At 63.6% G+C, this 22,124-nt stretch carries 23 protein-coding genes; 17 read left to right on the forward strand and 6 right to left on the reverse strand.

The window, feature by feature from the left end; translation table 11 throughout:
- The first annotated feature begins 163 nt into the window (after positions 1–163).
- From AC1DX4_RS34075 to AC1DX4_RS34085, 3 genes are all read left to right on the forward strand, one after another.
- Positions 164–328: a DUF3309 family protein gene (locus AC1DX4_RS34075; RefSeq protein WP_080680761.1), complete on the forward strand. Its 165-nt coding sequence runs from the start codon at positions 164–166 to the stop codon at positions 326–328.
- A gap of 274 nt (positions 329–602) precedes the next feature.
- Positions 603–776, forward strand: coding sequence for a hypothetical protein (locus AC1DX4_RS34080; protein ID WP_477224508.1), 174 nt, complete (start codon positions 603–605; stop codon positions 774–776).
- A gap of 17 nt (positions 777–793) precedes the next feature.
- Complete coding sequence (locus AC1DX4_RS34085) at positions 794–1,279, forward strand: pyridoxamine 5'-phosphate oxidase family protein (protein ID WP_477224509.1); 486 nt, start codon at positions 794–796, stop codon at positions 1,277–1,279.
- Between the two features lie 6 nt (positions 1,280–1,285).
- Here AC1DX4_RS34085 and AC1DX4_RS34090 read toward each other — a convergent pair whose 3' ends face one another.
- The 3 genes from AC1DX4_RS34090 to AC1DX4_RS34100 form a co-directional block, all read right to left on the reverse strand.
- The gene (locus AC1DX4_RS34090; RefSeq protein ID WP_477224510.1) at positions 1,286–2,356 is read right to left on the reverse strand and encodes a sensor histidine kinase; all 1,071 of its coding nucleotides are present in this window, start codon (positions 2,354–2,356) and stop codon (positions 1,286–1,288) included.
- A gap of 189 nt (positions 2,357–2,545) precedes the next feature.
- A complete protein-coding gene (locus AC1DX4_RS34095) occupies positions 2,546–2,830 on the reverse strand; it encodes a hypothetical protein (protein WP_477224511.1) in 285 nt (94 codons plus the stop codon).
- Positions 2,831–2,955: 125 nt separating this feature from the next.
- Complete coding sequence (locus AC1DX4_RS34100) at positions 2,956–3,213, reverse strand: hypothetical protein (protein WP_477224512.1); 258 nt, start codon at positions 3,211–3,213, stop codon at positions 2,956–2,958.
- A 187-nt stretch (positions 3,214–3,400) separates the two neighbouring features.
- Here AC1DX4_RS34100 and AC1DX4_RS34105 point away from each other — a divergent pair, with 187 nt between their 5' ends.
- The 9 genes from AC1DX4_RS34105 to AC1DX4_RS34145 all read left to right on the forward strand — a co-directional run bounded on the left by AC1DX4_RS34105 (position 3,401) and on the right by AC1DX4_RS34145 (position 11,826).
- On the forward strand, positions 3,401–4,126 hold the full coding sequence (locus AC1DX4_RS34105) for a GntR family transcriptional regulator (protein WP_477224513.1): 726 nt from the start codon (positions 3,401–3,403) through the stop codon (positions 4,124–4,126).
- Between the two features lie 3 nt (positions 4,127–4,129).
- Positions 4,130–5,173, forward strand: a complete 1,044-nt coding sequence (locus AC1DX4_RS34110) for an ADP-ribosylglycohydrolase family protein (protein WP_477224514.1) — start codon at positions 4,130–4,132, stop codon at positions 5,171–5,173.
- Positions 5,170–6,153 carry a PfkB family carbohydrate kinase gene (locus tag AC1DX4_RS34115; protein WP_477224515.1) on the forward strand — a complete coding sequence of 328 codons (984 nt, stop codon included), beginning with the start codon at positions 5,170–5,172 and terminating at the stop codon, positions 6,151–6,153. Before AC1DX4_RS34110 ends, AC1DX4_RS34115 begins: the two co-directional genes overlap by 4 nt.
- Positions 6,154–6,191: 38 nt before the next feature.
- Positions 6,192–7,253, forward strand: coding sequence for an ABC transporter substrate-binding protein (locus tag AC1DX4_RS34120; protein ID WP_477224516.1), 1,062 nt, complete (start codon positions 6,192–6,194; stop codon positions 7,251–7,253).
- Between the two features lie 66 nt (positions 7,254–7,319).
- On the forward strand, positions 7,320–8,189 hold the full coding sequence (locus tag AC1DX4_RS34125; RefSeq protein WP_477224517.1) for an ABC transporter permease: 870 nt from the start codon (positions 7,320–7,322) through the stop codon (positions 8,187–8,189).
- Positions 8,189–8,977, forward strand: a complete 789-nt coding sequence (locus AC1DX4_RS34130; RefSeq protein WP_477224518.1) for an ABC transporter permease — start codon at positions 8,189–8,191, stop codon at positions 8,975–8,977. Before AC1DX4_RS34125 ends, AC1DX4_RS34130 begins: the two co-directional genes overlap by 1 nt.
- Entirely contained in the window at positions 8,977–10,044 is a 1,068-nt protein-coding gene (locus AC1DX4_RS34135) for an ABC transporter ATP-binding protein (protein ID WP_477224519.1), read from the forward strand. The genes AC1DX4_RS34130 and AC1DX4_RS34135 overlap by 1 nt, the downstream gene beginning before the upstream one ends.
- A 64-nt stretch (positions 10,045–10,108) precedes the next feature.
- On the forward strand, positions 10,109–11,359 hold the full coding sequence (locus AC1DX4_RS34140) for an aconitase X (RefSeq protein WP_477224520.1): 1,251 nt from the start codon (positions 10,109–10,111) through the stop codon (positions 11,357–11,359).
- Positions 11,356–11,826, forward strand: a complete 471-nt coding sequence (locus AC1DX4_RS34145) for an aconitase X swivel domain-containing protein (RefSeq protein WP_477224521.1) — start codon at positions 11,356–11,358, stop codon at positions 11,824–11,826. Before AC1DX4_RS34140 ends, AC1DX4_RS34145 begins: the two co-directional genes overlap by 4 nt.
- On the opposite strand, the gene AC1DX4_RS34150 is transcribed toward AC1DX4_RS34145, so the two are convergent.
- Both AC1DX4_RS34150 and AC1DX4_RS34155 read right to left on the reverse strand, forming a co-directional pair.
- Positions 11,787–12,872: an SIP domain-containing protein gene (locus AC1DX4_RS34150; protein ID WP_477224522.1), complete on the reverse strand. Its 1,086-nt coding sequence runs from the start codon at positions 12,870–12,872 to the stop codon at positions 11,787–11,789. The genes AC1DX4_RS34145 and AC1DX4_RS34150 overlap by 40 nt on opposite strands.
- Position 12,873: 1 nt before the next feature.
- Positions 12,874–14,997: a TonB-dependent hemoglobin/transferrin/lactoferrin family receptor gene (locus tag AC1DX4_RS34155; protein ID WP_477224523.1), complete on the reverse strand. Its 2,124-nt coding sequence runs from the start codon at positions 14,995–14,997 to the stop codon at positions 12,874–12,876.
- Positions 14,998–15,170: 173 nt separating this feature from the next.
- On the opposite strand from AC1DX4_RS34155, the gene AC1DX4_RS34160 reads away from it, so the two are divergent.
- Positions 15,171–16,112 (forward strand): heme/hemin ABC transporter substrate-binding protein, encoded by a 942-nt coding sequence (locus AC1DX4_RS34160; protein ID WP_477224524.1) that lies wholly within the window; start codon positions 15,171–15,173, stop codon positions 16,110–16,112.
- 26 nt (positions 16,113–16,138) lie between these two features.
- On the opposite strand, the gene AC1DX4_RS34165 is transcribed toward AC1DX4_RS34160, so the two are convergent.
- Positions 16,139–17,167, reverse strand: coding sequence for a LacI family DNA-binding transcriptional regulator (locus AC1DX4_RS34165; protein WP_477224525.1), 1,029 nt, complete (start codon positions 17,165–17,167; stop codon positions 16,139–16,141).
- A gap of 357 nt (positions 17,168–17,524) precedes the next feature.
- On the opposite strand from AC1DX4_RS34165, the gene AC1DX4_RS34170 reads away from it, so the two are divergent.
- The 4 genes from AC1DX4_RS34170 (at position 17,525) to AC1DX4_RS34185 (ending at position 22,124) form a co-directional block, all read left to right on the forward strand.
- Positions 17,525–19,138, forward strand: coding sequence for an extracellular solute-binding protein (locus AC1DX4_RS34170; protein WP_477224526.1), 1,614 nt, complete (start codon positions 17,525–17,527; stop codon positions 19,136–19,138).
- 81 nt (positions 19,139–19,219) lie between these two features.
- Positions 19,220–20,080, forward strand: a complete 861-nt coding sequence (locus tag AC1DX4_RS34175; protein ID WP_477224527.1) for a carbohydrate ABC transporter permease — start codon at positions 19,220–19,222, stop codon at positions 20,078–20,080.
- Complete coding sequence (locus AC1DX4_RS34180) at positions 20,077–21,036, forward strand: carbohydrate ABC transporter permease (protein WP_477224528.1); 960 nt, start codon at positions 20,077–20,079, stop codon at positions 21,034–21,036. The genes AC1DX4_RS34175 and AC1DX4_RS34180 overlap by 4 nt, the downstream gene beginning before the upstream one ends.
- A complete protein-coding gene (locus tag AC1DX4_RS34185; protein ID WP_477224529.1) occupies positions 21,033–22,124 on the forward strand; it encodes an ABC transporter ATP-binding protein in 1,092 nt (363 codons plus the stop codon). The genes AC1DX4_RS34180 and AC1DX4_RS34185 overlap by 4 nt, the downstream gene beginning before the upstream one ends.

The raw sequence follows: 22,124 nt of genomic DNA on the forward strand, positions 1-22,124 counted from the left end.
GCCCTGTTCCGGCTAAGCCCTGTTCCGGCTAACGTCTTTGGTGCGGACGCGCTGTCACAACATGGCGGAACGGTAAGGCTGCTCGGACGTTCTCGTCTTCGAAGCATCGCATGCGACGATGTTCAAACCGGCGTGTCAGCGCCTACAGGAGCGGGAAAATACCATGAGCATCGGCACCATCCTCATCATCATTCTTGTCATCGCGCTGCTTGGCGGCTTCAGCGGCCTCGGCGGTGGCCCATTCTATGGCACCGGCTATTATGGCGGCGGCGGCCTCGGCCTTGTGCTGCTGATCATCATTGTCCTTGTCGTGCTAGGGCGGATCTAGAGGCTCGCAAGCCTTCGGACAATCGCAATCGCGTGACCGCGTCGCGATCGAAGCGCACCGGATTGTGATGCAAGCAAGCCGGCTTGTGATCCGACATCCGGGGGCGTATTTCGTATGTTGATTTCGGTCCACACCCCCCGTGGAAACAAGAGGAGAGGGTCCCACCCCTTCATCCTCCTCCAAGGCCCGCCCCGGTATGCCGGAGCGGGCTTTTGCGTTTAGGCCGAGGGAACCGGCTTGCGTCGAGACAGTTGAGTTTGCGGAAGGCTGCCCAATGCCCGCAACACTCAGAACGACACTCTGCGAAATTCGCGATGATCTTCACTTCCTGCGGCGGATGGTGGCGGCTCGCGGCCATATAGAGACCATCCAGGGCATAGATGCGTTGATCGGCATCGCTGAAGCAGAGGCTATCAAGGTTATCAGTCGGATCGATCGCGCGGTCTGAACAGGAAGAAGGATTGAATGAACATCAAGGAGATGACGCGGCAGGACTGCGTCGCCCTTCTGAAGACGCAACGCCTTGGTCGCCTGGCCTGTGTGCGTGACCAGAAACCCTATGTGGTGCCGGTCCATTTCGCCTTTGGCGAGAATTCCATTTTCAGTTTCTCGCTTCCTGGCCGGAAAGTCGACTGGATGCGGGCAAACCCCCATGTCTGCTTTCAGGTCGACGATGTCGGCGGTGGCAATGGCTGGAAGAGCGTCGTGGTGGAGGGCCTGTTCGAGGAACTTTCAAAAGCGCCTGATCCGGATGCCGGCATGACCGGCGTCGAAAGGGTGAACGCCCCGGTCGATGGCGACCGCCGGCTTGCCTGGTCGCTTCTCGCCACGCACGCGAATTGGTGGGAGCCGGGCGCCCTGAAGCCCGGCGATGCCCTCGCACCTTCGGGCAGCCATCTCTTCTATCAGATCAGGATCGAGGCGATGTCGGGAAGGCAGGCCTCGTGGTAGCGGTTGTTACGCCGCGCGCGGTACACGTGAGGTAAATGTCGCGCGGGTGACCGAGACGCTTGTGCCGTCGGTGTCGCTTACGACGTCCACCTTGGCATCGAGCTGTTTCACCAGTGCCTCGACGATGGCCGTTCCAAGGCCGGTGGCCGGCAGGTCGTTGGCGATCTTGCCGACGCCATTGTCCGAAACCGTAAGTTTCCAGTCGCTGCCGGCCGTCTCATAGCTCACCTGTATGCGAGCACCGTCCTTCTCTTTGGGGAAGGCATATTTGATGGCATTGAGGACGAGTTCGGTGACGATCAGACCGAGGCTGACTGCCTTTTGCGAGTCCATCCTGCCGCCTTCGGCGGTCACAGTGACCGTGATCGGCTGACTTTCGCCAATCATCGACGAGGCGAGACTGCTGCACAGTTTCGGAAGGTAGGAGCCGACATCGATCTCCTCGATGCCGGCCGAGGTGTGGAGATGGCGTTGCACTTCGGCCACGGACAGAACGCGCTGGTGGGCATCCTTGAGATGCTGGCGCGTCTCTTCCGAGGTGACGGAGCGTGCCTTCAGCAACAGGATGCTGGCGATGATCTGCAGGCTGTTGGCAACCCGGTGCTCCATCTCGCGCAGCAGCACGTCCTTCTGGTGGAGCAGATCTTCCGTGCGCTTGAGCAGCTCCTCCTTTTCTCTCTCAATCACCCGACGGGCGGTGATGTCGTTGAAAGCGAGAAGGATGGTGATGGCTGAGCTGTGGTCGTAAAGCACCTTGCGGGCGTTGAGCAGCATGGTGCGGCGGCCGATCCGCGGGAAATCATGCTCGACCTCGAAACCGTCCATGGCGGTTTTCTCAGGGATGATCGTTTCCAGCAGCAGGCGAAGTGCGGGAATGTCCCATTGGCCGTCGCCGAGCGCGTAGAGCAACGAGCCCTGGGTCTGCGCGGGGTCGACTTCGAATGTCTTGTAGAAGGAGCGGCTGGCGGCCAGCACGCGAAACTGCTCGTCGAGGACCAGGAACGGCTCGGTGATCGTATTGACGATCGCCTGCGCCAGCGTCTGCGCGTCTTCGATGTTCGCAATGGGTTGAAACATGGGCAAAAAGCCAGACGAGCGGCGTTTTGCCTCTCCAAGCATGGACTCTATCCTTTTGCCCGGCCGTTGTCGCGAAGTGAATCGCCGGCCACGACGACGTGATGTCCCATGGTGTCATTGAAAAAGGCGGGCACTCGGCCCGCCTTCGTCTCGCTGTTCGATTTGGGTATACGACCAAATCGCGATGCGTCAATTCGCGCCGCCGAGCTGCTTGGTCATCTTGCAGAAATTGTCATGCGACTTGGCAATGGCCTCGTCGCCGCATTCCTTCATCATGCCTGCGCGGTCTTCTTCCTTCATGGCCATCCAGGCGGTCTTGAATTCCGCCTCGGACTTCATCGTCTTCATTCCGGAGTCCGTATAGAAGGGGGCCATCTTTTCCGGATTGTCGAGTGCGGAGGTGTTGCCGGCCAGCGCCGAGCCGGTCATCATCGCAAGCGCCATCGCGCCCATTGTGAGCATCTTGAAGTTCATCTGGAAATTCCTCTCTGTAGAGGTCATTGGAATAAACGACCTGCAGACAAACGGGATCGCGAGAAAACAGTTCCTTTGGATGAGCGAATATTAAAATCAGATTTTATTCTACCTGACCTGCCGAATTATTCCATGTCCGGTACGTCGCCGCTGACAAACAGCGTGGTCGGCGGCCCGTAGTCGCCAAGTGTCGGGTCGGCATCGCGGCTCCAGGCGATGACGCCGACATGTTTTGCCGCCAGCGCCCTGGCGGTGCGTATGGCGCGGTCTTCGCTCTGCTGGTCGGCAGGGCCGAAGGCCGGAAACAATTCACCGTCCTCGCCTCGGTCGAACGCGACCACGACGATCAGCTTGGGATTTTTATGCTCTGTTGATTGGGACATGGTGCTCCTTCGACGAGAACCGTATCACACTGCCGGAGCCAGGGGTCGGTTGTCTGGCTTTCAACCTTATTTTACCCGGGTCTCCGGACCCAATGCCTGTTTTTGAGTGCCTTCGGCACCGCATTGACACGCGTTTTGTTGTCGTATATTGAACAGGACTATACAGGTTCACTGAACAGGTACGCATATGAAACGGCGCGCGGTTCAATTGTCTCCCGGCACGGGCAAGCCCGAGCAGATCGCCACCGTTCTGGAGCATGAAATCCGCTCCGGCGTTCTTGGCTTCGGTGATCGCCTGCAAAGCGAGAATGAGCTCGTCCAGCGCTTCTCCGTCAGCCGCAACACGATCCGCAAGGGCCTCGAGGAACTATCCAGCCGCGGGCTGATCACCACCAAGGTCGGCATCGGCTCCTTCGTGACCTTTGACGGCAAGCCGGTCGACGATTCGATCGGCTGGTCGCGGGCGCTGGCCAATGCCGGCGCCAATGCCGAGACGAGGACGCTGCGGCTGGAGGTCATCGAAGACGCCGATCTCGCAGCCTTGCTGGAGATCGAAAGCCCGTTCTTCATCGCAGTCGACCGGGTGCGCACCAATGCCAGCGACGGACATGCGATCTCCATCGAGCGCAGCCGCCTGCCGCTGTCTCCGGAGCTCGAGGATGTGCCGCTGCGCGGCCTGCGCGAAGGGTCGCTGCACCAGACGCTGCGTGGCGCCGGCCTCATCCCTGACCATGGCGAGGAATGGGTCGGCATCGAGATGCTCAATGCCGAGGATGCCGCCATCCTCGGTTGCCCACAGGGCACGCCGTTCCTGCGTGGCCGCCGGCTGACCCGCGCCGCCGACGACCGGCCGATCGAATATGTCACCAGCCTGCTCAATCCCGCGCATTTCGCGCTGCATATGAGGTTCTGAGTGATGCCGGACACGCTTGATCGCGCCATGGGCGCGCTTGTCGGTGGAGCACTCGGAGACGCGCTCGGCATGCCGACGCAGCTTTTGTCGCCGGTCCGCATTGCCGAACTCTACGGCCATGTCGAGGATTTCATCGCGCCCTTCGCCGGCCATCCGGTGTCGAAGGGGCTCGCGGCCGGCACCATCACCGATGATACCGAACAGGCGCTGCTGCTCGGCCGCATCCTGGTTGAGTCCGGCGAGCGTTTCGACCATGCCCGCTGGGTCAACGCGCTGCTCGACTGGGAGCGCGAGGTGAAGGCGCGCGGCAGCTACGATCTTCTGGGGCCGTCAACCAAGCGCGCCATCGACGCCATCAACAATGGCGTGCCGGCCGAGGAGGCGGGACGCAGCGGCGACACCAATGGCGCGGCCATGCGCATCGCGCCGGTCGGCATCATGATGCCGCTGGAGCCGCTCGACACGTTCGTCGCCAAGGTGGCGGAGACCTGCCGGGCAACGCACAACACCTCGATCGCCATAGCGTCGGCCGCAGCGGTTGCGGCCGCCGTCAGCCGTGGCGTTGCCGGCGGTGACTGGCGCGCCGCGTCCGACAGTGCCATCGCGGCAGCGAGGCGAGGGGCGACGCTTGGCCATTGGGTGACCGGCGGCGACATAGCCGCGCGTATCGTCTGGGCGCAGGATCTGGTGCGCGGCAAGGTGATGAGGGATGCGATCCGGCTGATCACCGATCTGGTCGGCACCGGCGTCGCCAGCCAGGAATCGATTCCGGCGGCCTTCGCCGTGCTGGAGGTCGCTGGCGGCGACCCATGGCAAGCGGCTGAGATCAGCGCCAATCTCGGCGGCGACACCGACACGATTGGCGCCATCGCGGCCGGCATGGCCGGCGCCTGCACCGGCTTTTCACGACTGCCAAGCGAACGCGTCGCCAGCCTCAGGGGCATCGACATGGCGGAAGTCCAGGCGCTGGCGGTCGATCTCGTGGCGGCACGGGCGTCGAAGGGTAGCGTGCCGAAAACCGGTTCCGGCAAGGACGCGGCGGCATGAGCGGGCGCCTCGTCCATATCGGCAGCGCGGTGGTCGACTATGTCTACCGCATCGACGCCTTGCCGGCGCCCGGCACCGAGAAGACGGCATCGAGCTATGCGCAGGTCGCCGGCGGCGGCTTCAACATGATGGTCGCTGCCACCCGCACCGGTATGACAGTGGTGTTCGGCGGCCAGCTCGGCAGCGGGCCGAATGGCGACTTCCTGCGCGCCGCCTTCGCCGCCGAGCGCATCGAAACGCTGACCCTGCCGTCCCCTGTGATGGACAGCGGCAATTGCGTCGCCATGATCTCGAGCGATGCCGAACGCACTTTCGTGTCATGGCCAGGTGCTGAAAGTGTGCTCAGCCTCGACATGATGGCGCCGGTCTCGGTGGCGCCTGGTGATTGGGTGTTCACCTCGGGCTATACGCTGAGCTATCCCCACAGCCGCGACGCGCTCACCGACTGGATCGAGGCGCTGCCGGAAAACATTCCCTTTGTCTTCGACCCGACGCCGGTCATTGCGGACATTCCACGCCCGATCCTGTCGCGGGTGCTTGGCCGCACCACATGGCTTAGCTGCAACATGACGGAAGCCGTCGAGGTTGCCGGCCCTGGCGATGTCGAGGGCCTCGCGGCGCGGCTGCTTGCCGACCATTGCCCGCAGGCCGCAGGTGTCGTCATCCGCTCCGCCGCCAAGGGCTGCCATATCAGGCTGGCCGACGGCAAGGCGCAAACCATCGCCGGGTTCAAGGTCGATGCCATCGACACCAATGGCGCCGGCGACACCCATATCGGCGCTTTCGTCAGCGCGCTGGCGCGCGGTGTGCCACCCTTCGAGGCGGCGCGCTACGCCAATGCGGCGGCGGCCATTTCGGTGACCCGTCATGGCGGTTCATCGGCGCCGACCGATGCGGAAATCCAGACTTTCCTGAGCCAGGCCAATGGTCCTTCGACCGGCACGCCGGGCCAGACAAAGAAGGCCCATCAGACAGCCTGACAAGCCCGGGAAGCGGGCAAACAAAGAGAGGAACCAACATGCGCATGCCAAGACTGACTGCTCTGCTGACGGCCACCGCCGTCTTCACCACCGCGCTCACGCTGGCCGCCAGTGCCGCTGAAGTGCATGTGCTCAACTGGAAAGGCTACGGCGCCGACGAGCCATGGGCCGTCGAGGCCTTCGAGAAAGCGACCGGCAACAAGGTCGTCAACGACTTCTTCAATTCCGAACAGGAAATGCTGACCAAGATCCGGACCAATCCCGGCCTGTACGACGTCGTCATGATCAACGCCGCCTTCAACGACCAGGCGATGGCGGAAAAGCTGATCCAGCCGATCGATACCTCGAAACTGCCGAACTATGCCGACATCAGCAAGGACAAGGCCGGCTCGCCGATGCTCGACCATGACGGCAAGGTCTATGGCGTGCCGTGGGTATGGGGCCTGACGGCGCTTGCCATCAATGAAAAATCCTTCGACAAGCCGCCGACGTCGATCGCCGAAATGTGGGATCCCGCGCACAAGGGCCGCGTCGTCATCCGCGACGACGCCGTCGAGGCGGTGCAGTTCGGCGCCATCGCCACCGGCCAGAACATCAACGACATCAAGGATATGGATGCGGTCAAGACGAAGCTGACTTCGCTGATGCCGCAGATCAAGACTTTCTGGAGCTCGGAGAACGACTGGAACCAGATGGTCGCCTCCAACCAGATCGACATCGGCACCTACTGGAGCGGCTCGGCCGACCGCGCCAAGACCCACTTCAAGCTGCCGGTTTCGCTGGTCATTCCGCAAGAAGGCGCCGTCGCTTGGCTCGACGCGTTCTCGATCCCGGCGGGTTCGAAGAATGTCGAAGGCGCGCAGGCCTTCATCAACTGGATGATCGACCCGAAATTCTATGTCGAATGGGTCACCAAGGTCGGCGCCCCGGTTTCCGCCAACACCAAGGCGGTGGACGCGCTGCCGCAGGATGCCTTCAACCGCAAGGTGATGGGTGATCCTGAGGTCGCCAAGCGCATCCAGTTCCAGGCGCCGATCACCGACGCCCAGCGCGAGGCCTATCTGGCGCTCTGGCAGCAGCTCAAGGTCGACGTGAAGTAAAGTTCGCGTCCGGACCAGCCGGCGGTTCGCGCCGGTTGGTCCTTCAATCCTGGGGAGGAGGGTGGCATGGCAGCACAGAGCGCGACCGCATCGCGCAGCGGGTTGAGATCGGCGCTGCCGCTGCTGGCACCGGCCTATCTCTGGCTGACGGTGGCGATCTTCCTGCCGCTTTCGGCGATGGTCTTTTTCTCCTTCATGACGGAGCTGCCGCTATCGGGAAAGCCTTGGGCGTTCACGCTCGGCAACTACGCCGCCTTCTTCTCGCAGAGCCTCTATCCGACACTGCTGCTCGCTTCGCTGCGGCTCGGCCTCGAAGTGACTTTATGGTGCATCGTCATCGGCTATCCTGCCGCTTACGTACTGGCCAAGGTGCTGAAGGGCCGCAGCCGCGAGGCGATTTTTCTCCTCGTCATCCTGCCCTTCTGGTCGAACGGGCTGGTGCGCATCTTCTCCTGGGCAATGGTGCTGCGCGAGGGCGGCATTCTCGATACGGCGCTCAATGCGGTGCTGCCGTTCAAGATCAACATCGATCTCATGTATTCCTATCCCGCCGTCATCATCGGGCTGGTGCACTCTTACGTGCCCTACATGGTGCTGACCTGTTATCTCACTTTGCAAGCGATCGACGACTCGCTGATCGAGGCCGGGCGCTCGCTCGGCGCGTCGCGGCTGCAGGTGCTGAAGCGGGTGATCATCCCGCTGTCGATGCCCGGCCTGGTCGCGGGGGCGGCACTCATCTTCGTGCCAGTCGTCGGCTCGTTCATGGAGCCGCGCATTCTCGGCGGCCGCACCGGCACCTTCTACGGCACTGTCATCGAGGACCAGTTCGTCGCCGTGTTCAACTGGCCGCTGGGTGCCGCGCTCTCCTTCATCCTGCTGGCCGTGGTGCTGGTCATCCTGGCGATTGCCTCGCCGGTGCTGCGGAGGGCTGCGTGATGATGACGACCCGCATCCTCGAAGGACTTGGCCGGTTCTATATCTTTCTGCTGCTCGCCTTCCTCTATCTGCCGATCATCATCATGGCGCTGATGTCTTTCAACGTCTCGCCCTTTTACCAGCTGCCGTTCGAGTGGACGACGGAATGGTACGCCTCGCTGTGGCAGAACGACCAACTGATCGCGGCCACCTGGAACAGCCTGGAGATCGCAATCATCACCACCATCATCAGCGTGGTGCTCGGCTCGGCGGCGTCGCTGGCGCTCTACCGCTATGAATTCCCTGGCAAGAAAGTGCTGCAGGCGCTGCTGTTTCCGCCGATCGCCATTCCGTGGCTGATCACCGGTACGGCGATGCTGATCTTCTTCTTCGGTGTCGGCATCGGGCGCGGCCTGTTCGCCATCCTGCTTGGCCATGTCGCGCTGGCGCTGCCCTATGTCATCGTCGTCGTCTCGGCCCGGCTGCAGACCTTCGCGCCCGAGCTGGAAGAGGCGGCGCGCTCGCTCGGCGCCAACCAATGGCAGGTCACAATGCGGGTCACGCTGCCCTGGATCATGCCCGGCGTCATCGCCGGCGGGCTGTTTGCGTTCGCCGTGTCGTTCGACCAGTTCGTCGTCTCCTACTTCCTGGCGACGCCGGGCCAGACGACGCTGCCGGTCGAAATCTACGCCGCGATCCGCAAGGGTTTCACGCCCGAGATCAATGCGGTCTCGACGATCATCATCGTCGTGTCGATGGCGCTGATGCTGCTGACGGCACGGTTCTTCAAATTCGGTGGAGAGAAATAATGGCCGGCGTGCAGGTATCGAACGTCTCGCGCAGTTTTGGCGCGCACAAGGCGCTGGATGACGTCTCCATCGACTTCGCCGATGGTGGCTTCTACGCGCTGCTCGGACCGTCGGGAAGCGGCAAGACCACGCTGCTCAGGCAGATCGCCGGCTTCGATTTTCCCGATTCCGGCCGCATCGCCATCGGCGGTGAAAGTGTGGAACGCGTGCCAGTCGAAAAGCGGCGCATCGGCATGGTGTTCCAGAACTATGCGCTGTTCCCCAATATGAGCGTCGCCGACAATGTCGCCTTCGGCCTGTCGGTGCGCGGCGAAGCCAAGGCGGTGATCGCCACCGAAGTGCAGCGCGCGCTGGACCTCGTGCAATTGGGCAAGCTCGGCGTCCGCCGTCCGCACCAGCTGTCGGGCGGCCAACGCCAGCGCGTCGCACTCGCCCGCGCCATCGTCACCAAGCCGCGCGTGCTGTTGCTCGACGAACCGCTCGGCGCGCTCGACAAAGCGCTGCGCGTCGACATGCAGATCGAGCTCAAGCGCATCCAGCGCGAGATCGGCATCACCACCATCTTCGTCACCCACGACCAGGAAGAAGCGCTGACGATGAGTGACCGCATTGGCATCTTGCGCGATGGCAAGGTGGTGCAGGAAGGGCCGCCGGAGGAAATCTACGACCGGCCGAAAAGCGAGTTTGCCGCGACTTTCCTCGGCGACGCCAACATTTTTCGCGGCGACTCGACCGGCAACGGCATCAGGCTGCCGGATGGCACAGCAATCGCGGCCGGCGCCGGCCCGACGCTTGCCGCCGGTGCCAAGGCGAGCTGCGCCGTACGGCCCGAGCGCATCCGGATTGGCATCGACGCAGGGGCTTCGGATGCCGCCAATGCCAACATGCTCAAGGGCCAGGTTTCCAAGCGCATCTTCGCCGGCAACAACAGCACCTATTTTGTCGAGCGTGCCGGCCAGACGCTGAAGGTCATCGTGCAGAACACCGGTGCCGACAGGCTGGCCGAAGGGCAGGATGTGGTGCTGCGCTGGTCGCCGGAAAGTACGGTGTTGATCGCGGCGGGTTGATTGATGGCATTGACAGCTGGGGCGCTGTCCCGCCATCAGGTCGAGTAAGGCCTGGAACACACCGATGACGCTTGAGCTGACCGCACAGGACCAATCCATGCTCGACGGCGGGCAAGGCCCATCCGCGGCCGCCGCGATGAAGATCCTCGTTGCCTTTTCCAACGCCATCGGCGCAGGCAGTCTGCTCGACATATCAGGCGCCCATATCGACGGATGCCTCTATCACGGCAAGGCCGGGCTCGATTTCGTCGAGCGGCTGGTCGAGGGCAGCGGCCGTGTGCAGGTGCCGACGACGCTGAATGTCGGCTCCTTCGATCTCATCCATCCCGGCATGGTGAAAATGCCGGTGGCGGAAGAGGTGCCGGCGCGGCGGTTGATGAAGGCGCATATGGAGCTTGGCTGCCAGGCGACCTTCACTTGCGCGCCGTATCAGACGCGGTTTCGGCCCAGTTTCGGGCAGCAGATCGCATGGGGCGAATCCAACGCCATCGTCTTTGCCAATTCGGTGATCGGCGCGCGCACCAATCGCTATGGCGATTTCATCGATTTGTGCTGCGCCATGACCGGACGCGCGCCGGCCTGGGGCCTGCATCTCAGCGAAAACCGGCGTGGCCGCATCCTGTTCGAACTGGACATCGCCGAGGCCGAACCAAGCGACAGCCTGTTCGTCGGTGTCGGGCTGATCATCGGGCAATTGAGTGGCGACCGCGTTCCGGTCATTGTAGGCCTGCCGCAGCCGCGCGATGAGGACCAATTGAAGGCGCTGGGCGCGGCGGCGGCGACGACGGGCGCGGTGGCGCTGTTCCATGCGGTCGGCATCACGCCGGAGGCCAGGACGCTCGACGAAGCGTTCCACGGCCATGTGCCGGAAGAGACAATCCGCATCACCCGTGCCGATCTCGATCATGCGCTTGCAAGGCTGTCGATGGTGCCTGACGGCGCGCTGCTTTCGGCGGTTTCGCTCGGCACGCCGCATTTCTCGCATGAGGAATGGATGCGCCTGTTGCCGCTGCTGCGCGAGGCAGCCCCTGGCCGGGGCATCCCGATCTACGTCAACACGGGTCGCGCGACGCTGACGCGGCTGCAGGAGGAGGGCGCGCTGGCCGGGATGGAAGCGTTCGGCCTGATCCCCGTCGCCGACACCTGCACCTATGTCACCTCCATCCTCGAGCGGCTCGACGGCGTGGTGATGACCAATTCCGGCAAGTGGGCGCATTACGCGCCGGGCAATATCGGCGTGACCGTCGCCTTCGCCGACATGAAGGATTGCATCCGCTCCGCGGCGGTCGGGCATGTCGTGCGGAGCGCCTCATGACGCAACCGGTTGCAATGGCAGTCGAACGGCTGGGCACTTTCCAACTCGCCGGTGAGGCCGATGGCCTGGCTCTGGTGTTGACGCAGCCGCTCAGCTTCTGGGGCGGCATCGACGCCGAGACCGGTGAAATCATCGATCATTCGCATCCGGCCCTCGGCCAGAACGTCGCCGGCAAGATCCTGGTCATGCCGAGCGGACGCGGCTCGTCCTCCTCGTCCTCGGTGCTGGCCGAAGCGATCCGCCGGGGGACGGCGCCGGCCGGCGTTCTTTTGCTGCGGCCGGACCCGATCCTGGCGGTGGGGGCGATCGTCGCCGAGTTTCTCTACGCCATACATATGCCGCTGGTGGTCTGCGACATTGCGGGGATTGTTCCCGGCGATGGGATCGCAATTGGCGTTGGTGCGGATGGCTCGGCGATCGTTAGAGTTCATCCAGCCATCAGCCCCGCGGCACCCCGCCGCCAATAGGCAGCCGCCAGCGTTTGATCGCGGCCGAGCCCCAGCGTGTCGCGCCAATATTCGCGCACGATCCTGGCGGCGTAGGCTTCCGCGGCGAACCAGCCGAAGGCCGAACCGTCCTGCGGCCATGCCACCGAGCGCACCGCCGCGGCCAGCAGCCTGTCCTCGCCCGCCGGCACGCCGTCCCGCGTCAGCCAGTGCAATTCGATGCCGGTGGCGTTGTCGACTTTCTGCTTCTCGCGCTCATCGGCGATTTCGACAAAGGCGACACCCCTGGTTTGCGCCGGCAAGGTTTCCAGCAGCCGCGCCAGTGCGGGGAGACCGGTTTCATCTGATCCCATGACATACCACTCGGCCTGCCGTACCGGGCGCCCGACCGGCCCCATGATGCCGACCTTCATGCCTGGTGCCGCCTGCATGGCCCAGGCGGAGCCGACACTGTCACCGGGATGGACGAGAAAATCGACATCGATGATGCCCCTGGCCACGTCAAGCGCGCGGATGGTGTAGACACGCGCCACCGGGCGCCGGTCGTCGGCGGGCCAGGCCGGCAGGCCGTTGCCGCCCAGCACCGGCCACAGCGGATCGGGCACATCTCGGGTCGGAAACAGCATGCGGATATGCATGCCGCCGAACTTGGCGAAGCGCGAGAGATTCTCGCCGGCGAGACGGATGCGGCGCATGTGCGGAGTGAGGTCGCGAACCTCCGTCACCACCATCTCGCGGAACTGGGCGAGGCTGGTTTCATCGGAGAGATCGCCGGTCCAGACGATCTCTGGGTTTTCCTCCCTGGCATAGACCTGGACTGCCGTGGCGAGCAGATCCTTGATGCGGGCGAGCCCGTCGCGGTCGACGGCGTTGGCCCGCATCACCAACTGCTCCGTGTCGATGGAGGCGCCGCCGAAGGCAAAGCGGAAATCGATGCGCTGGCCGTGATGCGAAGCATCGGCCTCGAAGCTCCGCAGCCTGTCGGTGATGCTGTCCATGTAGTCGGGTAGACGCCTCAGGTTGAGCCGCGCCTCGCAGGCCAGTTCGCGCACCGATGCTTGGCTCATGTTATCCTCCGATCCTGCCGGTGAGGGCAACCTTGAAGGTGCGGCCCTTGCCCTGTTCCGTTGCCGCCGTCGTCGACCATGCGCTTTGCGGGTCGGTGTAGGCGGTGTTGAAGACGTTATCGACGCCGAAATCGAGCTTCAGGTTGTCGTTGACGCGCCAGTTGGCGAAGACATTCACCAACTCGAAAGCGTCATCGACCACCGGGGTGGCATTCGGATTGGTGCGGCTGGTGCGGGTGATCTCGCCGATGCTGAGATACTGAGCGCCGATGGTGAGCTGGTCCTCCAGCATGCGGAAGCCGATCGTCGCCGAGAAGCGGTCGAGCGGCGTGTTGTTCAAGGCCTGGCCGGAATAGACGCCGCTGACCACCTTGGCGTCGATCAGCGCGCCGGCGAGGTTCACGAAACCCCAGCCATAATCGTAGACCATTTCGGCCTCGACACCCCTGAGGCGCGCGTCGCCGATGTTGATCGCCGTGCGCGGCAGCACGGTGAGGTCGACATCGATGTAATCCTCGACATCGGTGTGGAAGAGGTTGAGCTTGGCGCGCAGCCGGTCGCCCGCGGTCAGCACGTCGTCGTACTTGACGTTAATGCCGGCCTCCCAGTTCTTGGCGGTTTCCGGCTGCAGCAGAAGGTTGGGCCGGTAGCTGTCGCCGCCGCCATGCGCGCCGCCGCCGCGGAAGACATCCTGCAGGCCGGGCGCCCGGTAGCCTTCGGAATAGGTGCCGTAGAGCTGAAAACCTTCGAACGGGGTGACGCCGACAGTCAGGCGCGGCGACCAGCGGTCACCGGAGATCGAGGCTGGCTGTGGCGGCGTGGTCCGGGTTTCGCCGTCAAGCTGGTAGCCGTCATAGCGCAGGGCCGTGATGACCTGCAGCCAGTTCTCATAATCGCCCTGCCATTGCAGGAAGCCGCCATAGCCCTGCTGCTCGCCGGCACCGAAATGCGCAGCTTCCGAGGAGGCTTCGAGATAGTAGTAGTCGAGCCCATAGGTCAGCGTGTGGGCGAGGCCCCAGGCGTCGAAGCGCGAGGAATTCTTCACGTTGAAGCCTGATGTGGCGACATCGTAGAAGCGGAAATTGCCGATCGCGGAGGTCGGCCACACCTGCGTCTGCTCGGCGCGCGTGCGGTTGTGATAGGCATTGGCGCTGAGGTCGATCAGGTCGTTGTCGTCGGGCTTCCAGCTGTAGGCGGCAGTGTAGGTCTGGTTGGTGGTGTTGGTGTCGTAGCGGCTCAGCGTCGGCGAGGTCGAGCCGCTCGATCCGGTGATCTGGTCGTTGTAGCGCTGCAGGATGGCGCCGAGCTTCAGCTCATGGCCATCGGCCGGCCGTAGCGTCGTCTTCAGGTAACCGCTGGTTACCCGCTCGCCGGTCCACGGCACGGTCTCGCCATTGCCGTCAGTGTAGCTGTCGCGGTCGCGGTAGATGAGGTTGCCGATGATGTCGGCGTCGTCGCTGAAGCGGTAGGCGCCGGTGGTGCTGGTGGTGAAGCCGTCGCCATTGCTTTCATAGCCGAGCTTCTCGCTCAGCGCCCAGTTCTCCCCGGGCTTGAGGAAATCGCCGGCATCCTTGGTCTCGAACGAGACGACGCCGCCAATACCGCCCGAACCGTAAGCGTTGGACACCGGGCCGCGAATGACGGTGGCCTCCTTGATCAAGTCCGGCTCGACATAGAACGAGCCCGAACCATGGCCGACGCGCCAGTAATCCTGGCGGGCGCCGTCGAGCGTGACGACGACGCGGCCATATTGTTCCAGGCCGCGAATGTTGATGGCGGTCGCCGGGTCATCGCCATTCATCGAAGCGGCGACGCCGGGCGTGGTGCGAAAAATGTCGGCGGCGGTGTCGGGTTGGATGCGGTCGAGCTCGTCCTGGTCGATGGCGCTGATGGCGGCCATCGATTCGATGACGGCGGTCTTGATCATCGTCGCCGAGATGGTGATGACGTCGAGCATGGTCGCCGGTTGGTTCTGCCCGGCAGTGGCCGGCGCCAGGCGGTCGGCCTTGGCGGCCTTTTTCTCCTGCTCCTGTTCCTGCGCACTGGCGAAAGGCGCGGCCCACAGGCCGAGCACGAGGGCGAGCGCGGTGCTCGCCATCAAGGTCGTGTTTGTTGTCGTTGTCATGCAAGCCCCAAATGCAGTGCTGGCGGTGGCTGAACGGCCTTGGCTGGCATGATGGAATCCCTTGACCCAAGCGGTCGGGCAGGGGTCACATATTAAAACATGATGACACAAGTCAACTTTAAATTTATAGGCCACGTCAGTCATCGAAAAGGCATTCGGACAGGAAGCCAGATATGGTCGGCAGTGTGGGTGAGGGCAGGTGGATGCCATGGTTCCAGCCTGGCAGGGTCGCGGCGGTGCTGTTTCTGACGCTGTCGCTGCTGGCGCCGTCCTGCGGCTTCAAGGCGCTGGCTGCCGAGAGCGTTGTCGATGCGCTGGGGCGAACTGTCATGCCGGGGCCGGCAAGCAGAATCCTGACGCTTGGCTCCGACGTCACCGAGATCGTCCATGCGCTCGGCGCCGGCGAACGCATCATCGCCGTCGACCGGGGCAGCAAATATCCGCCTGATGTGACCGAAAAACCCAATGTCGGCTATCGCCGCCAGCTTTCGGTGGAAGGGCTGGCAGGCCTGCGCCCCGATCTGATCCTGGCGGCCGAAGACAGCGGGCCGCCGGAGGCGATGGAAGTGCTGAAGTCGCTGGCGATCCCGATCGTCTTCATCCCGCAGGACAACACCCCGCAAGGCATCGAGCGCAAGATCACGCTGATCGCCGCCTCGCTTGGGCTCGAGGACAAGGGCAAGGCGGTTTCCAGCGACGTGCTCGCTGCCTTCCGGGCCGCAGCCGATCTGGCCGCAAAGATCCCGCCGGAGCGGCGCAAGAAAGTCGTGTTCTTCCATGGCCTGGTGAAGTTGAGCGCCGCTGGCGCCGGCACCTCGGCCGACGCCATCATCCGCTATGCCGGCGGCCTCAATCCCATGGATGTCGTACAAGGCTACAAGCCGGCATCCGAGGAAAAGCTGGTCGAGATGGCGCCGGACGTGATCCTGATGATGAGCGACGGCAAGGGCGGCCCGACGCCGGAGCAGGTGTTTTCCAACCGGGCGCTGGCGGCAACGCCGGCGGCGGCGAACAGAGCACTGGTCGTGCTCGACGGCGCCTACATGATCGGCTTCGGCCCGCGCACAGCGGATGCGATCCGCGACCTGGCGAAGGCGCTCTATCCGGAAGGGTAGTGCCGCTGATTAGCAGTTCAGACCACTCAAATCTCTGGGATGTTTTCCTTGAAGATCACCTGCAGCCTCGGCTGGTGTAACTCGTAGGGCAATCCCCGGACCGCGTGGGTCAAGGTGTTGAGCGCCTCGCGGGCCTCGACGCGCGGGTTCTGGTCGATGACCGCGTCGAGCGTGCCGTCGAGCAGCAGGTCCTTGGTGCCATCCGTCACTTCATGGCCGAGGAAAACCATCGATTGCGCGCGGCCGCGCTCCTTGAGCGCGCGGGCGATGCCGGTGTTGCCAGCACCGACATTGTAGATCGCGGCAAGGTCGGGGTGCCGGTCGAGAAGCGCTGATGCCTCCGAATAGGCTTTTTCGCGGTCGTCGAGCATTTCGCGCATCTCGACGATCTCGAGATTTGGCGATTCCTCGGTCAATATATGCCGGAACCCCATCTCGCGTTCCTCGTGTCCGCGATAGGACAGCGAACCGGCGAACAGCGCCACCTTGCCGGGGCGTTCCGACCCCATGAAACGGTTGAGCAGATAGCCGGCCAGCCGCCCGGCGGCGCGGTTGTCGATGCCGATATAGGCGACCCTCGGCACATGCAGGATGTCGGAGGCTATGGTCACCACCTTGATGTCGTTGGCCGACAGCGAGCGGATCGCCTCGCGCACCGTTGGATGGTCGAGCGCGATGACGCCGACGCCTTGCGTCTGTCCGCGCAAATCCTGCAGCAGACGGGCGAGGCGGTCGGGATTGAAGCCTTCTATCGTGGCGATGTGGACATCGAGATCCGGTCGCGCCAAAGCCTGCGCCTCAATGTGGCGGTGCAGCATCTTGATGAAGGAATTGGTGCCGGCCGGCAGCGCAAAGTCGAGCCGGATGACCTCGCCGGGCAAGGCGCGCGGCGGCGCCCCGTTCGGGCCTTCGGCGATGTAGCCGAGGCGCTGCGCCATTTCGAGCACGATTTCGCGGGTCCGTGCCCGCACGCCGGCGCGGTTGTTGAGCACTCGGTCGACGGTGGCGGCGGAAACGCCGGCTTCCCGGGCTATGTCAGTCAGGGTGGAACGCACCGTCTTTCATCTCCTCAACGCATCAGGATCACGCAATGCCGGGAGCCGGCCTGATGGCCACGACTCTTCGCCATCGGCGATTCTGATGGGAAATGATGTATCCGGCCTTGGCCGAAGCGCAAGCCGTCGGGCTAAATCAGGCCGCCCGGCACGGCTATTCCGGGACGGGAAGGCACATTTCCCATCAAATCGAGGCATCTGGAGCGGTATATGGACCCCGGTATGACGCATTTCCTCGCCTCATTGCGATGTTGTGAGGTATTTTGATTATTTATGATGTTGACAGCCTTCCGATCCTGCCGTCAATATCCCTCATGGGCTCGTGGAGGAAACATTGGCCCTGAGGGAGGAATTCCAATGTCTGATCTGATCCGCATATCGCGACGCCGGTTGCTGGCGTCCGGAGGAAAGGCGGCGGTGTTCGTTGCCGCCACGGGTATCGCACCGCAATTCATTCGTCCCGGCCGCGCCTTCGCTGCCGACGCATTGGCGCCGGGCATGATCGGCGGCCCCACCGGTTTCGAGGGCGCTGAGCGCTATCAATACGGCGCGGATACGCCGGAGGGCCGCGCCATCGAGGCGGCCAAGGCGCTGAAGGGCGCCGGCAAGGCGCCGGCCAAGATCGTGCTTGGCCTGTCGGACGGCTCGATCGGCCAGCTCACACAGCCTTTCCCGGCCGGCGCGCCGTCGATCAAGGAACTCTGGGAAAAGGAAACCGGCATTCCGATCGAGATCGTCGGCCTGCCGAACGGCCAGGAATTCACCAAGACGATGCAGGACATCTCCACCAAGGGTGGGGCCTATGACATCTATTCCACAGAATGGAACCGCCTCGGCGACCTCGCCGAGACCGGCGGCATCGCCAAGCTCGACGACTTCGTCGCCCAGTACAAGCCAGAGTGGGACGATCCCAAGACCGGTTATGTCGACGGCGCCAAGGGCGTGTCGCTGCTCAACAAATATCGCGGCTCCAACTATGGCGTGTCGCTCGACGGCGACTTCCAGACCTGGGTCTACCGCACCGACCTGTTCGGCGACGCCGCCGAGCAGAAGGCGTTCAAGGACAAATACGGCTACGATCTGGCGCCGCCGAAGACCTGGAAGCAGCATGGCGACATCGCCGCCTTCTTCCAGCGTCCGGACAAGGGCCTGTTCGGCTCGACCGACCTGCGCAACCAGGGCTGGGGCTACACCAACTGGTACCAGCGCTATGTCTCGATGGGATCGCCCAACCAGTTCCTGTTCGGCGATGACGGCAAGCCGCTGATCAATTCCGAGCACGGCATCGCCGCCACCAACGAGTATGTCGCCTCGCTCGCCCACCATTCGCCGGATGCGATCTCGTGGGGCTGGCCGGAGCAGTATGGCAATTTCGCCAAGGGCGGTGCGGCGATGACCTGCGCCTTCTCCAACCTGCCGAAATTCCTCGACAATGCCGGCAACAAGGATTCGGCCGTCACCGGCAAGATCGGCTCGATGCTGCCGCCCGGCCGCGAGATCGACGGCAAGCTGATCAGCCGCTCGGTGCTGTGGTTCTCGCTGACCGGCATGGTCTCGTCGCAGTCGAAGAACCAGGAGGTCGCCTATCTCCTGCTGCAATGGCTGGGCTCGGCCCGCATCTACGCCTGGATGAGCGCCAATCCCGGCGGCTATCTCGATCCGTTCCGGCTTTCGGACTTCTCCGATCCGCTGGTGCGCCAGACCTACCACGCCTACCACATGGACGTGGTGCGCGAGACGGTCGCCCGCACGGTGCCGACCATCAACTATCCCGGCGCCACCGCCTTCCACAATGCGCTCGACGAAAACCTCATGGCCTCGCTGACCAAGGCCAAGACATCGGAGCAGGCGATGGCAGACACCGAGACCGAGTGGAAGAAGATCGCCCGGCGCATTGGCGAAGACAAATTGCTCGAAGCCATCAGAACCAACAAGGAGGCCTGGCCGACCGTTCTCGATCCGATCAGCTGATCCGTCTCCCTGGATCAGAGCCGGAGGGGAGGGGCGTAGCTCTTCCCCTCCGCACTCAACGCCACCAGCAAAAGCAGCCAGATGAAGCGTTCCGTTCCTTTCGAGATATTCCGTTACGCCGCGATCCTCGCGGCGATGGCGGTGACGCTGGTGCCGATCCTGTGGATGGTGTCGATGGCCTTCAAGCCGATCGCCGAATGGTCGGCGACCGGCGCCGACCTGACATGGTGGCCAAAGAACCCGACACTCAGCAATTTCCGCTTCGTCTTCGGCGAGTCCACCAACAGCCTGATCGTGGCGCTCGACCGCACGGCGCTGAAGCCGATCATGTCGTCGCTGCTGTCAGCGGTGTTCGGCACCGCGATTGCCATGTCGGCGGGCACGGCGGCGGCCTATGGGCTGTCGCGCTTCGGCTCGGGCCAAAACCTGCCGCTGGCGCTGATCCAGCTCAGGCTGTTTCCGCCGATGGCGGTGATGATCCCTGTCATGATCATGTGGGCCTTCCTGAACTTCACCGACAGCTGGTGGGGCCTGGCGCTGATCTATGGCATCGTCACTCTGCCGTTCGCCTTCTGGCTGATGAAGACTTTTTTCGACGACATGCCGCGCGAGATCGAGGAGGCAGCACTTGTCGAGGGCTGTTCGCGGCTGCGCGTCTTCACCCGCATCACGCTGCCGATGATGCGTGCGCCGCTTGCCAGTGCCGCACTCTTCGTCTTCATCCTCAACTGGTCGGACTATCTGATCGCGCTGCTTTTGACGACGCGTGAATGGGTGACCATCCCCGTCTACATGGCCTCGCTGTCATCCTCGATGACCGGCCAGCTCTATGGCGCCAAGGCGGCGCTTGGCCTCATCGCCGCCGTGCCGCCGGTGATCATGGGCATCGCCATCCAGCGCCATCTGGTGCGTGGTCTCACCTTCGGGGCGCTCAAGCAATGAGCGCGGTGACCGTGACTGTTTCGGAGGACGAAATGGGTGCTGCGCGTGCGAAGCCGGCCATGCGTGACGAGGGCGCGCGGCTCGGCTTCCGGCTGACGCTGCCGGCGCAGATCCTGGTGCTGTTCATCTCGGTCTTCCCGCTGCTGATGCAGCTCTACATCAGCGTCACCGACTGGTCGCCGCTCTCGGGCCTTGGCTGGTGGAATGCCTGGGAGATGTGGAACAGCTTTGCCAACTATACGGACCTTGCCGCCGATGCCCGCTTCTGGAGCGCGCTGAAGCGCACGGCCATCGTCATGATCGTCTGCGTGCCGGCGGAGTTCCTGCTCGGCCTCGCACTGGCAACGCTGTTCGCCGACGATTTTCCAGGCAAGCGCATCTTCTATTCGATCCTGCTGATGCCGATGATGGTGGTGCCGGCGGTGGCCGGCTACATGTTCTTCATGCTGTTCCAGTCGGGCGGGCCGGTGAACGACATCCTGTCCGCCCTATCGGGCACGCAAGTCACCATCGCCTGGCTGTCGGACCCGACGCTGGCGCTGATCGCGGTGATGATCGCCGATATCTGGCAGTGGACGCCGCTGATGTTCCTCATCCTGCTCGCCGGCCTGGTCGGCGTGCCGGAGGACCAGATCAAGGCGGCGACCTTGCTCGGAGCCAATCCGTGGCAGCGCTTTACCACCATCGTGCTGCCGAAGATGAAGACCATCATCATCATCGCGCTGGCGATAAGGGTGATCGAGAACTTCAAGATCTTCGACACGCTCTACATCATGACCGGCGGCGGCCCCGGCGTCGCCACGGAAACGATCTCCGTCTACATTTACAAGGTCACCACGCAGGATTTGATCTGGGGCTATGTCGCGGCGATCGCGCTCGCCATCCTGGTCGTGCTCTCGATCGTTGCGGTGTTCGCCATGAAACGCATGGCGCGGACAAGGCAGGTGGCGGCATGAGCACGATCCAGCTGCGCAACCTCACCAAGACGTTCGGCGACTTCACCGCGCTGAAGACCATGGATCTCGATATAGCGGATGGCGAGTTCATGGCGCTGCTCGGGCCATCCGGCTGCGGCAAGTCGACGACGATGAACATGATCGCCGGCATGGAGGAGCCGACCAGCGGCAAGATCCTGTTTGGCGAACGCGACATGGCCGGCGTGCCGATGGGCCGGCGCGGCGTCGGCTTCGTCTTCCAGAACTACGCCATCTTCACCCATATGACGGTGCGACAGAACCTCGCCTACGGGCCGAGGATGCGCGGTGCGGCGAAGGCCGAGATCGATCGCCGCGTCGGCGCCATCGCCGAGCTGCTGCAACTGACACCGCTGCTCGACCGCAAGGCCGACCGGCTTTCGGTCAACATCCTGCAGCGCGTGGCGATCGGCCGCTCGGCGATCATGGAACCGGCGATCTTCCTGCTCGACGAGCCGCTGTCCAATGTCGACGCCGCCTTCCGGGCGGTCATGCGAACCGAGCTCAAGCAGTTGCAGCGCCAGTTCAAGCAGACCATGGTCTATGTCACGCATGATCAGCTCGAAGCCATGACCATGGCCGACCGCATCGCCGTCATGGACCACGGCGTGCTGCAGCAGGTCGGCACGCCGCTCGAGGTCTACAACAATCCGGTCAACGTCTTCGTCGCCCGCTTCATCGGTGCGCCAGGCATGAACCTGCTCAAGGGCAAGCCGGCGGAGAGTGATCGCGGGCTGGTCGTCGATCTCGGGCCGCTGGGCATCACACCGCCGCTGCCGGATGGACTGGCGGCGACCTTGCGCGGTGCACGCGGCGACGTGCTCTACGGCTTCCGGCCGGAGCAGGTGGCGCTGGCGCAGGACGGGCGCGGGCTTGCCATGCCTGTCACCTTCGTCGAGCGCATTGGTGCGCGCACCATCGTCCATCTCGGCCAGGGCGAGGGCGCCGTCAAAGCGGTCTTCGACAATGATGTGGGGTTGTCGATCGGGCAAACCGCAGTTGTCACCCCCGACGCGTCGTCGGTACGTGTCTTCGATGCCGCCTCTGGTGTTGCGATGAAGGCAGGTTGA

This window comes from Mesorhizobium sp. P3_A8 (genome assembly GCF_056402995.1).